The 12,256-nt window shown below is 35.8% G+C and carries 15 protein-coding genes; all 15 read left to right on the forward strand.

All coding sequences use genetic code 11. The annotated features are described in order from the left end of the window. Positions 1–15: 15 nt before the first annotated feature. The gene (locus tag QM491_RS16840; RefSeq protein ID WP_283328757.1) at positions 16–1,995 is read left to right on the forward strand and encodes a pyocin-S2/colicin E7-DNase domain-containing protein; all 1,980 of its coding nucleotides are present in this window, start codon (positions 16–18) and stop codon (positions 1,993–1,995) included. Positions 1,996–2,007: 12 nt separating this feature from the next. Beyond that, positions 2,008–2,250 carry a bacteriocin immunity protein gene (locus QM491_RS16845; RefSeq protein ID WP_283328758.1) on the forward strand — a complete coding sequence of 81 codons (243 nt, stop codon included), beginning with the start codon at positions 2,008–2,010 and terminating at the stop codon, positions 2,248–2,250. Between the two features lie 409 nt (positions 2,251–2,659). Continuing rightward, entirely contained in the window at positions 2,660–2,902 is a 243-nt protein-coding gene (locus tag QM491_RS16850; RefSeq protein WP_283328759.1) for a hypothetical protein, read from the forward strand. Continuing rightward, positions 2,899–3,249, forward strand: a complete 351-nt coding sequence (locus QM491_RS16855) for a hypothetical protein (protein ID WP_283328760.1) — start codon at positions 2,899–2,901, stop codon at positions 3,247–3,249. The genes QM491_RS16850 and QM491_RS16855 overlap by 4 nt, the downstream gene beginning before the upstream one ends. A gap of 153 nt (positions 3,250–3,402) precedes the next feature. Beyond that, a complete protein-coding gene (locus QM491_RS16860; RefSeq protein WP_283328761.1) occupies positions 3,403–3,960 on the forward strand; it encodes a hypothetical protein in 558 nt (185 codons plus the stop codon). Position 3,961: 1 nt separating this feature from the next. Beyond that, the gene (locus QM491_RS16865; RefSeq protein ID WP_283328762.1) at positions 3,962–4,396 is read left to right on the forward strand and encodes a YwmA family protein; all 435 of its coding nucleotides are present in this window, start codon (positions 3,962–3,964) and stop codon (positions 4,394–4,396) included. Positions 4,397–4,546: 150 nt separating this feature from the next. After that, positions 4,547–4,849 (forward strand): hypothetical protein, encoded by a 303-nt coding sequence (locus QM491_RS16870; protein WP_283328763.1) that lies wholly within the window; start codon positions 4,547–4,549, stop codon positions 4,847–4,849. A 125-nt stretch (positions 4,850–4,974) separates the two neighbouring features. After that, positions 4,975–6,402, forward strand: coding sequence for a glycoside hydrolase family 19 protein (locus QM491_RS16875; protein ID WP_283328764.1), 1,428 nt, complete (start codon positions 4,975–4,977; stop codon positions 6,400–6,402). Positions 6,403–6,418: 16 nt separating this feature from the next. After that, positions 6,419–7,189: a hypothetical protein gene (locus tag QM491_RS16880; RefSeq protein ID WP_283328765.1), complete on the forward strand. Its 771-nt coding sequence runs from the start codon at positions 6,419–6,421 to the stop codon at positions 7,187–7,189. Between the two features lie 47 nt (positions 7,190–7,236). Then, complete coding sequence (locus QM491_RS16885) at positions 7,237–7,524, forward strand: hypothetical protein (protein WP_283328766.1); 288 nt, start codon at positions 7,237–7,239, stop codon at positions 7,522–7,524. 69 nt (positions 7,525–7,593) lie between these two features. Then, the gene (locus tag QM491_RS16890) at positions 7,594–8,184 is read left to right on the forward strand and encodes a hypothetical protein (RefSeq protein ID WP_283328767.1); all 591 of its coding nucleotides are present in this window, start codon (positions 7,594–7,596) and stop codon (positions 8,182–8,184) included. After that, complete coding sequence (locus tag QM491_RS16895; RefSeq protein ID WP_283328768.1) at positions 8,165–8,950, forward strand: SH3 domain-containing protein; 786 nt, start codon at positions 8,165–8,167, stop codon at positions 8,948–8,950. The genes QM491_RS16890 and QM491_RS16895 overlap by 20 nt, the downstream gene beginning before the upstream one ends. Positions 8,951–8,953: 3 nt before the next feature. Beyond that, positions 8,954–10,066, forward strand: a complete 1,113-nt coding sequence (locus QM491_RS16900) for a glycoside hydrolase family 19 protein (protein ID WP_283328769.1) — start codon at positions 8,954–8,956, stop codon at positions 10,064–10,066. Further along, entirely contained in the window at positions 10,063–10,797 is a 735-nt protein-coding gene (locus QM491_RS16905; RefSeq protein WP_283328770.1) for an SH3 domain-containing protein, read from the forward strand. Before QM491_RS16900 ends, QM491_RS16905 begins: the two co-directional genes overlap by 4 nt. A gap of 379 nt (positions 10,798–11,176) precedes the next feature. Further along, positions 11,177–12,256, forward strand: a 1,080-nt coding sequence (locus tag QM491_RS16910; protein ID WP_283328771.1) for a hypothetical protein, incomplete at its 3' end; no start/stop codon positions are given.

A 12,256-nucleotide genomic window follows, 5' to 3' on the forward strand; every position in this document is an offset into this window, starting at 1 on the left:
ATTGTGAAGGTGCCTATGTTCAACAATGCCAAATTAGGCGTTGAGTTTAAGAACATCAAAGTAGCCAAAGGTGGCTGTGTCGTAACAGGACAGGCAGAACTATCTCATATCGATGTAGCCTTACTCAGCGAAGAACAACGCAGAAAGCTAGCAGAAATCTATGCTGCCTACAATACTGTACTCAACATAGCAGATGCACTTGCACCCGAAATTGCTGGCGTAATCAATAGCCTAAACGATCGTTTATCTGCTATCAAAGCAAAAAAGGACGCAACAAAGAAATTACTATCTGAGAGTGATTTGAGTAAGCTTCCTCAAATACTTGATAATTGTAGAGATATTTCCTCACAAAGTCAAGTCGTACAAGATAGCCTTGAAAAAGCAATATGTGATATAAAATCAGGCAAACTCAAAGCCCAGCTAAGCAAATTGGAGGAAGCACGCGATGCCAACATCGCCTTCATGAACGAACTTGGACCTGCCTTAGCAAACTGTCAAAACATTCAGTTCGAACCATGGAAAAGTAAACCTTGCAGTGGACCATGCAATTTTGAATGGGAACAAGCCTTTAGCTTTGATTCTACCCAGTGTAAAAAAGGTTTACGCAAAGCCCTTAATGTAAAGTGTATCAACTATTATGAAACACCTATAACGGTACAGTCGGTACGACGTACAGGATCTCCTTCATGGTTTGCCTATTGCAATCAAGTAGGCTTTAAAGAAAGTCTCTCAACCTTTGCTAGAGATTACTGTGAGGCGTCTGTAATAACAAACAAGAAATTTGCCAAAACAAAAACAGGCATTGGCAGTGTAAACGCATCTGGTGACTGGGAACCATGTCTTGACGAAGTCCAACTAAGTGCCTCTGAACTATCGAGTGTAAAGGAAGAAGCCATAGCAGAAGCTTTAGAAGTAGCCGCCATCCAATGGGCACGCTACACAGCAGGAGAGTATTTTTCTCCTCAAGTAAGTGATATTGCCATCAGCTTTGTTCCGTTTGTGAATGTAGCCAACGACCTACGCCAACTCCCCTTTAGTTATTACTATTCAGCAACAGGCATCAGTGATTTAAAGAAAGCAGGGCATTGGACAGGCGTTATAGGTGGACTAGTGATGGATATGCTCGAAACCCGAGGCGCACTCAAGTTTATTGAGACAAATCCATCAATCTTGGGCAAGGGCTTTGAGACCTTTAAACGCTATTTCACAGGAATGCAGTCGGTAGGTAAAGCTTTTATTCGCCCAGGTTTACGGATAAACAAACAAAGTAGAGCCTATGCGATGATAATTCCATTTCCAACAGTCAACCTAAGCGATAATTTCAAATCAGCACTTGATGAAATCAACAAATTACTTTATGAAGGCAAACTTGATGGAAACCTAGTGAAATTAACAGGAGGCGTTGATAGTCAGGGTAATCTATTGGGAGAAATCGAGATTTCCAACCAAAAAGTAACCGTACTTCTCAGCGAAGATGAAGCCAAATTGATTAAATTTGCTCAAGAAGGAGTGAATCCTGCTGGAGATGAACTTACAACTCTTCTGTTAAACAGCGGTGAAGACTTTACTGTACTCACAAATGCAAGGAAATTGCCAGGGGTTTCTACTGGAGCTGGTAAAGATATAACAGGTACTTGGTTAAGAGGTTCGGAAATGAATGCTGGATTGTTTCCTAAGTCAGTTGCAGATAAATTAAGAGGTAGAACATTTAATACTTTTGATGATTTTAGGAGTGCTTTTTGGAAAGAAGTAACTAATGACCCAAACCTATTAAAGCAATTTTCTCCAAAGGATATTGCAATTATGAAAAACGGATATGCACCAGCAGTTTTAGAATCACAAAGAATTGGGGGAAATATAAAATATGTCTTGCATCACAAAACTCCTATAAATAGAGGCGGTGCTGTTTATGACGTAGATAATTTATACATAGTTACCCCAAAATATCACAAAGAAATTTTAGACCCAGCTTATCATTTTGGATATGGCTATTAAAATCTTACCATTATGGCAATGACAAGAGAAGAATTGATAAAATTAGGAAATTTGATTTTAGATTTTGAAGGAACAGAAGAAGAACACACCGAGTTACTCTTATTGTTTGATAATAATGTTCCTCATCCACAAGGTTCAACTTTATTTTTTTATCCCGAAAATTATAATGCGAGGAAGGATGATAGGTCACAATACAATCCTTCAGTTGAGGAAGTTGTAGATAAAGCATTAAGTTATAAGTCAATACATTTATAAATTAGTAAAAATCTCAGTAATGCTATAGAAGCTTTGGTGCCCTTGACGTGAATAGTCAAGGGTTTTATATTTATTACCGCTTGTACTAGAAGTACATTAGAGATAATCTATTGGGAGAAATCGAGATTTCCAACCAAAAAGTAACCGTACTTCTCAGCGAGGATGAAGCCAAATTGATTAAATTTGCTCAAGAAGGGGTGCAAGGGGATGTTGGGACATACACTACAAAAATAAAATGGGGAATAATTAATGTTGATGCCAGACCATTTGGAAATAAAGGTTTTTGGGGGAAAAGAATTGCCCAAAATGACTCAAGAGTTGATGTCTTTGAGCTAAAAGTAAACCCTAATAATGAAAGCTTCTATGTAGAGCATCCAAATGGAGGTTTGTTCAATTCGAAAATCTCAATTTGGATGCATTGCAAGATGGCAAAATGGTATTACAACCTAGTAATTCAATGTATAGAGTTTATGATAAGCCTGAATTTTTAAGGCAAAAAGTTTTAGATGAGGCAATAAGACAGACCCAAGCAGCCAATGCAAAAGGATTAAAAGTTGAATGGTTAGTTTCAGACCAAACAACTGTGAAACAGCTCACACAGTTTTTTACTGAGAAAAATGTAAACGTATTAGTTAAATATTTAGCAGAATGAAATTGATAGACAACTCTCTTTTTGATAAAATTATTTTAGAATCTTTGTTTGAAAATGTTGATGAATCATTATTAGTAAATCCGTCATTTTCTGATGATTTTAAAAAATATTTATTAATTGAAAGATACCCATCCAAATTTAGAGATGCCGTTCCATTACAGCTTTACTACAACAAATACTACTATTTTTTGAAATTTCTTGTGAAATACAAAAAACTAGTTGGGTTTGATGAAGGGTTAGAACAACAAGAGTTTAAAATTTTAGAAGAGGGTGAAATTTACCCAGATATTGATTGGGGTGAAATTGAAAGTATCTCAAATGAAATTAAAAACAGTGAAGTTGAGTGAGATTATAGAAGTTTTAGAACCCTTGACTTTTATAGTCAAGGGTTTTGTATTTATTACCGCTTGTACTAGAAATACACCAAAGGTAATCTATTAGGAGAAATCGAGATTTCCAACCAAAAAGTAACCGTACTTCTCAGCGAAGATGAAGCCAAATTGATTAAATTTGCTCAAGAAGGGGGGAGTGTAGATGTAGCTATAGATGTTGCAAAGGTTACCGAGAAGCAACTTGATAATATTTTTGCAGAGCTTCAAAACAGCCCGCCTTATAAATACACACCAAACACATTAGAGCATAAAGCCGAAAGACGGGCACAGTATAAAGAAAGGATGGGTGATAATGCTAAAGATTATTCCGCTTGGAGTAATACTTACAATGCTAACATGACCAAAGCAAGAAATGCACATCAGGCTGCAGATGATGTAATGGCTTCTATTGGTTGGGGGCGAAGAGAAGTTACTGTACAGGCAGGCTCATACACAAGAAGAATGGATATTGCTGATATCAATCTTAAAAAAGGCGTTGAAATTAAATCTTATGAAACTGGTACTGTATATGCTACCCAAGCGATTATAGGCGAATTAAATGCAGATAAGTTTTTAGTAGAAATGCAAAGCTGGCAGATCGAATGGGTATTTAAAGGCTGTGAGCCAAGTCAACCGCTTCGTACATTATTAGAACAATCAGGTATTACAATAAAATTAGTTCCATAAAATGAAAAGTAAACAAGAATTAGAAGATGGTTATCATTGGTGGATTACCTGTATTCCAGATAAGATTGATAGGCTTGAAGAGTTACTACCCAAAGAATTATATTCAACAATGGATTATACTATTTCTTCGCTAGATATCTTAGAAAAGTTTTTACTTGAAAGATTTACAATTCAGGACATGATAAATGAATCTGAATTGAGGGATTGTTTAGCCTGTTACTTAGGCGTAGTATATGAGAAAAATATTTCACAAGCAAGATGGTATGTCGAACTTGAAAATGAGAAGGATGCTTTTTATGGAGTTCCTATTTTGCGAGTTCCCAATAAACTAACTTTTGAACCGCATTCGTATATTACTACGTTGTTAGACCGAAAAAAAGGCAATTTACTATCGACAATCATTGAAAGACATAAAAAGTATCTAGATGAAAATTGATGCTAGAAACCTTAGTGAAGGGTAGATAGTAAAATTACAGAAGTGTTTGTACCCTTGACTATAAATAGTCAAGGGTTTTGTATTTATTACCTTCTTTTGGTTGCTTGTATTAGAAAAGCACTGCAAGTAATCTATTGAGAGACTTCGAGTTTGACCGATAGCCTCAAAAAGAGCCTACCAAGTGGTGGAGCTTTACCACAATTATCCTCTAACGCTACAGTAGAGGAGCTAAAGACCGCACTCAATACCTCAAAGATAGACTGCGCCAGTTATCTAGCTGGCTACACCTGCGGACAGCATGACGCCCCTTCAGTGCCTTCGGGAGACATTATCCAAGTAAAAACAGGAGACGAAATAGCGATAAACTCCATCGCCTTTGAGGTAGTAGACCTAGATGGCTCTGGTAATGGCAAAGGAATTGTAAAAGTTCCTATGTTCAATGGGGAGGCCTAGTCAATGCTAAACTGGGCGTTGACTTTAAGAACATCAAAGTAGCCAAAGGAGGCTGTGTCGTAGCAGGACAGGCAGAACTATCTCATATCGATGTAGCCCTACTTAGCGAAGAACAACGCAGAAAGTTGGCAGAAATCTATGCTGCCTACAACCTAGCCCTTACCGTGGCAGATTCGCTAGCACCAGAGATATCTGAGACGATCAACAACATTGGAGAGTTTATTCAAAAGCTCAAAAATGACGTAAGTAATTACGTAGGCGGGATACAGGATGCCAAAAAGATGAAAGCCAACTTTAAGTTTGCTGAAAAGTATGCCGAAACCCTACTGAAAGACCCAACATTACCAGACAGCACACGTCAAAAGCTATCCCATACCTACCAAACAGCCCTAGAAACAAAGGACTTTTTCTGTAGTGGGACAGATTGTAACACCACAAGTAAGGACGGCAAAGGTCCCAATCTCATAGAGGAGTTTATCACACCACTCTGTGAGCAGAACAAAGCCAAGTTGTTGGCACTGAATGAGGCGTTGGAACAAGCTCAACAAATGATAGCTGAGAAAGAGACTGAGCTTATCGTTGCGGGAAGTAGTATCACTTGTGGCTGTTCTGGACTTGACGATATCCTAACCTTTGATAGAGATTGTAAAAATGTAATATTAGCTTTAGAAAAGCTCAAAAAATCGATAGCCACAAAAGCCATGTTACATAAATTTGAGGCTTCAATAACTGCGATAGGTCAAATAAAAATAGGTGATGTCTGTATAGACAAAGTATATATCCATACTCAAGAAAGCCCAAGCTTTGAGGTATTACTCCCAAGCAAAAAGAAAACAACAATGGGAGTAGAGTTTGATATTAGTAATTCTACCAACAAATTTAAAATAGACATTCAAGACACCGAAGCTAAAGATCTTAAAATAGATGCCGTTTGGAAGTATTTGAATGGAGAAGGAACCAAAAATATTTCATTTACAGGCGAATTGGACGAAGTACTCCTGAAAAAAATATTTCCAAAAGTATCCGATAATAATATTATAGAACTTTTGCCTTTCTTAAACAAATATCTTGTGGACTTTAATATGAATTCATGTCAGGAAAGAATTATGTTTTTTACTCAAATTGCAGAAGAAACTAATAATTTAGAATTATTAGAAGAAGGGAGAAGCGGATGGGCAAGTAGTACATCAAAGTATAGAGGTCGTGGAATGTTTCAGTTAACAGGATCTAGAAACTATAGAAATTTCGAAGACTACTGTAAATCATTAGGAGAAAATGTTGATTTCATCAATAATCCCTCAACATTAGCTGAACCAAAATATAGCGTGCTTTCTGCATTTTGGTTTTGGGATACAAACAATTGTAAACGATATTCGAGAGAATTAACAGAAGACAATATGCTTAAAATTGCTAAAGTTACAAATTGTGGCTCTATAACCTCTAATTGTGCACATAATGATCAAGAAGAACCATGCTACAGTTGTGAACCTAATGGATGGGCTCGAAGAAAATTAGAATTTGAACGTTTAAAACAATTATTCCCTTGTAATTAAACATAATATGAATAGCATGAAAATATATCTAATTATTACATTATTGTTTTTGTCAGCTAATTGCCAAGGGCAACGTAGTAACAAACTAATATTTGATAAGATACCGTTTGATTTATCACAAGGTCAAATTTATGATACAACTTATATTGACTTAAATTTTGATAATAAAAAAGATATTATCCTAAAATTTGTTTATAATAATTTTGGAGCAGTTATTCCCCAAAATGAATCATCGCAACAATTAGCAATTTATTTAAATGATGGGTATGAAAGATTTAAATATAAATGCAAAAATACAACACTATTATTCTATACTTACACCTCGATTAAGCAGATTGATTTAGAAAAATTTGTAGTTGTCAATGAAGGTTCTGGGCAAGACTGGAATAGATATTACTGTTATTTTATATTTGATAAAACTCAAAATAATTGGTATCTCTATAAGACTGAAGTTTATCGAGGTTTTTATGAAAAAGGAAAAGCGATAGAAAGCCTAAAACTAATTGATATACAGGACTATCTCCAAAATCAAAGGGTTAGATTTAGTGATGTTGACTTTATCAACCTCTTCCAAAAATTCTTAGAAGAAGTGCCCGACCCAGCCTACTATGAAAAAATTAAAGTTAATCAAGCTTCTATATTTAGTACCCCTGACGTTAAAACCAAAATGTATCTAATTAAAGGAGATGAGGTTAAAATTATAAAAGAAAAGGGGGATTATCTTAAAATATACTATTTCGGGAAGAAAAAGATAGAAGGCTGGATAAAAAAGAGTGATGTGGAGTAAAGGAATATAATTTTTCAAATAAGAAAGCCCTCAATTTTTAATAAAAGTTGAGGGCTTTCTTATTTGATATCCAAGATACTGAAAATAAAGATGTTAAAATCGATGCCGTTTGGAAGTATTTGGGTAGTAAAGTTCAAGAGCATCAAGCTACTTTCCCTATTACTGGAGCACAGTTACATGAGATATTTTCGGGAACTTCACAAGAGAGATGCGACGAGGTGGCAGGTATTATCAATAAATACAGTGATGAATATGGGATTGATAATGCCGAAAAAATGAGCCATTTTATTGGGCAGATAGGAGCTGAAACACAATTAAAAACATTGGATGAATAGTCATATTCCGCTTCAAGAATTTTAACAGCCGATAAAACAAGGACGCTTAGAACACACAATGGGAAAGAGGTGCTAAAATATTGCTCACTTTTTGAAGGATATTCCTCAGATGGAACGGGCTGTCCATATCCTTATTGTGATGAAGATATAGTTGTTCCTGAGGGTAGCTACAGTGGTAATTATGCAACTACAACATTTATGCAAGGAATGGGCAAAACTGTAAAGAGTATCATGGTAGATGAATTACCTCGTGACCCCAATTTTTTTAGCGTGGTATATGCTTGTCAGTTAAATAATGGTGGTATCGAAACTGGAGATGGGAATCGTTTTAGAGGACGAGGTTTCATACAAATCACAGGGCAATCCAACTACCAAACAATGGTACAAAATAAGTGGAATCAGGTACATGGATCAGGCACAAAAGATTTTATGTGTAGAAGCACGGAATGTGACAAAAATCTAGATGAAATTGCCAATGATTTAGATTTCTCAATGCTTATATCACTAACTTTCTGGAAGGCAGGTAATACAAATGATTTAGCTATAGAGGTCAGTAAAGCTTCGATTAAGGCTGTAACAAGAGCAGTAAATGGAAAATTAATAGGAATTGACAATAGAACTTTATACACAAACAAAGCGTATGAAACACTTAAAAAATAAACTAATGATAGTTTTGCTTTTTATAGCAAATATTGGTTGTGGACAAAATAGTAGTAATATTTCCTCTAATCTCAAAGATTTTGAAGGAATATGGCTTTTTATTCCACCTGATTGGAGTAATGATACTTCTTTTTTTGCTTTCGATTTTATTAATAATTCCAACAGATTAACTTTGTATTACGAGAAAGATGAAAAAACTATCTCTTCCCTAGGTCCAGATATCATCGGTTTTGCCCCTCAGAATAAGGAAATTCAAAGGTTATCAGATTTAGTTGAAGTTGGCACACGATTGTATTTTTTTACACCCAATCCAAAAACTCCCAATGACAGTATAAAATACTTTGAGGAAGCAAGTCCTAGTTGTTTGGCTATGTACAACGGTATAGCTGGAGAGGAAGAATTTAGTCCACCTGAAAAAGGTAAACCCAATTACTTTACTTTTAATTTTAATGGAAGAGAAAATGAATATCATCAACAAATACATCATTTACCTAATTTAATTGTGCAAGCTCTTTGTCGTAATAGTGCAGAAAAAATCAAATTAGAGGCATTCTTAAAAATCAAGTATGCTATGATTAAAACTATTAAAACATTTTTATATAAGGAGCCAAATATACCTAGCAAAATGTATTTACTCCAAAACGACCCTGTAGAAGTGATAGAAGAAAAGGGTAATTGGTTAAAAATTAGGTACTATCCAGAAAAAACTAACCGATGGATAGGTAAGACTATCGAAGGTTGGATAAAGCGAAGCGATGTAGAATAATAAATGGGCGGTTTCAATCAGAAACCGCTTTTTGTTTTGATACCCCTTGGCCAGATATCTATTGGAGACATTTGTATTGATAATTTTAGTTTGGAGTTATTACCACATGATGCTTCAGGAGTACAAGTATACTCAAGCAAAAAAGACCAATATGATGATTTAGCCGTTAAAATATCAGATAATAGCCTAATATTTAATGACTATCAATCTCCAACCACTAAAACTTTAACCCTTAAAACAGACAATAATGAGCAAACAACCCTAGTTGAAAAATGGCTATTTGAAAAGGCAAAGGGGGGCGATGTGTCTATAACTACTCAAGCAAAGTTCCCTATTACGGGAGTACAATTGAAAGAAATATTTACTAAAACAGAACAAAGTCGCTGTGATGAAGTAGCAATGTTAATAAATAAATATAGTAATAAATATGGGATTGATAATGCCGAAAAAATGAGTCATTTTATTGGACAGATAGGTGCAGAGACCAATTTAAGCCAGTTAAAAGAATTAACATACACGGCAAAAAATATCGAAAATAGCCGTTTTGCGACAACTACAAGAAAGTACAAAGGTAAAAAAGTTATAAAATATTGTGACCTATTTGAAGGTTATGATGCTATTAGTACAGACTCATGTCCTTTTCCCTATTGTGAGCCCCCACTTTACGAAGGTACAACTGGGTTAATCGTTAAAAGCAAGTATGTGAAAAATACTACTTTGTTTGATTACGTATATGCATGCAGAATGGGAAATGGCACCATTGATTCAAAAGATGGTTCAAGGTTTAAAGGGCGAGGGTTTATCCAATTGACAGGGTATAATAATTATAAAACAATGCTTCAAGAAAAATGGGATAAAGTTCACGGTGTGGGCAATAAAGATTTTATGTGTAGAAGTGCTGAATGTGATAAGAACTTAGACATGACAGCCGAGGATCTTGATATGGCTATGCAAACAGCTCTTACCTTTTGGGCAGATGCTAATGCAAATGATTTCGCAGGTGAGGTTAGTAATGATGCTATTAAAAAAGTAACATATGAAATAAATGGTGGTTATAACGGATTACCCGAAAGGAAATTATATACAAAAAAAGCATATAAAACTCTAAAAAAATGAAAGCTGTAATGTCTATTTTAATTATTTTAGTCACATTTAATAAGTGTCATTCGCAAACTATTCCCAGTCAAGTAAAAATTGAAGGTGTTTGGCGTTTTGTATCTTCTAAAAGAGGCTATGACCCTAATTTCATTTGTACAAAAGAAAATAAAATTATCGAAATCACTTATTGGAGCGATACCCAAAAGGCGAGCCTTTACGGTTCCCCCTACTCTTACTATGGCTTTTGGGATGATGCAAGTGGTGTATATCCAAAAAAAGTTACAGAATTGAAATCTGTTGGTAATAGGGCTCTATTTTATGATGACTTAGGCAAAAGTTATGACAGCTTGGGGAATTTAATAAAATATACCAGAAGTTGTTATCTAACATACAGTCCAGAGGGAGATGATGAGTTAGAAATGTCTTCAAACTATATTCCTAACAAACTCTATTTGAATTTTACAGGGAAAGATCCTGATGTTTATGAACGCATCAAAGAAATTCCATTATTTGTAATAGAGGCTTTGCGTAGAAACGAAAAAGATTGGCTAAAATTTAAGTCTTTTGTAAAGTTTAACAAAACTAGCAATAAAACATTTATCTATTCTTCGTCAAAGGTACCTACTAAAATGTACCTCATCAAAGGCGATGAAGTAGAGATATTAGAAGAGAACGGAGAATGGCTCAAAATTCGTTATTATGGTAAGAAAGTAGTAGAAGGATGGATAAAGCGAAGCGATGTAGATTAGGTTTTCAGAATAATGTTACAACAGTGTTGTTACCCTTAACTCTTAGCGAGTTAAGGGTATTTTTATGGTACTAATTAGTTTTCTATTCCTGCGGACAACACGACTCACCTTCAGTTCCTTCAGGAGATATTATCCAAGTAAAAACAGGAGACGAAATAGCGATAAATTCCATCGCCTTTGAGGTAGTGGACCTCAAAGGCGATGGAAATGGCAAAGGGATTGTGAAGGTACCTATGTTCAATGGGGACGCCTAGTCAACGCTAAACTTGGCGTTGAATTTAAGAACATCAAAGTAGCCAAAGGAGGCTGTGTCGTAGCTGGGCAGGCAGAACTATCTCATATTGACGTAGCCTTACTCAGTGAAGAACAACGCAAAAAGTTGGCAGAAATCTATGCTGCCTACAACCTAGCCCTTACCGTGGCAGACTCGCTAGCCCCAGAGATATCTGAGACGATAAACAACATTGGAGAGTTTATTCAAAAGCTCAAAAATGACGTAAGTAATTATGTAGGCGGAATACAGGATGCCAAAAAGATGAAAGCCAACTTTAAGTTTGCTGAAAAGTATGCCGAAACCCTACTGAAAGACCCAACATTACCAGACAGCACACGTCAAAAGCTATCCAATGCCTACCAAACAGCCCTAGAAACAAAAGACTTTTTCTGCAATGGAACAGATTGTAATACTACAAGCAAAGACGGCAATGGTCCCAATCTCATAGAGGAACTCATCACCCCACTCTGTGAACAAAACAAAGCCAAGCTGTTGGCGCTGAATGAGGCTTTAAAAAGTGCATCAAATACAGCCTCTTCTTTGTATGATTATACTCAGCAATATACTACCACTATTGATTTAACTGTACTTGAAACCAATACTGATAAAGGTAAGCTCAAAACAAATGAATGTGGTGAATATTTGATGTTACTTGAGACAAGTTCCGTGGGTAGTCCTTCCTTGGGTATTCCACCGAGTTCGGTACTGGTAGCACCCAAAGGTAAGCTAGCAGCCTCAAGTCAGTTTACAGAAGTAGAACTGTATCAATATATTTTACTTCGAGAAATGTACAGTTCATTAGTTGACTGTAAAACGATAGCCTTATCAAGTAACTATTACATAGATGGCAAGTATAATGAAGCACTATACTTTGTACGTTCGTTTCTTCAAGAAAAGAGCTATATGGGGGCTAGCCCCTCTGTCAATGCTCAAATCCGAGATAGGCTTATCAGAGGCTTGTTAGAGAGCACCTCACCAGATTTGGCAGTAAGTGCTATAAAAAAATATGCTAACCTAAATGCTTATTTCAATGCTAGTAGTGTATTAGAATTTGCCAAGAGCTATGCTGTAGCAGAAGTAGGAGGCAAAATCGTACTTGGCACACTAGGAAGAATCGCCAAACACCCACTCATAAAAAATGCAGTTGGAAAAATTTTAAGTAAATTTACTACTGGGACGGGGGAT

This window comes from Flectobacillus longus (genome assembly GCF_030056705.1).
GTDB classification, from domain to species: Bacteria; Bacteroidota; Bacteroidia; order Cytophagales; family Spirosomataceae; genus Flectobacillus; species Flectobacillus longus.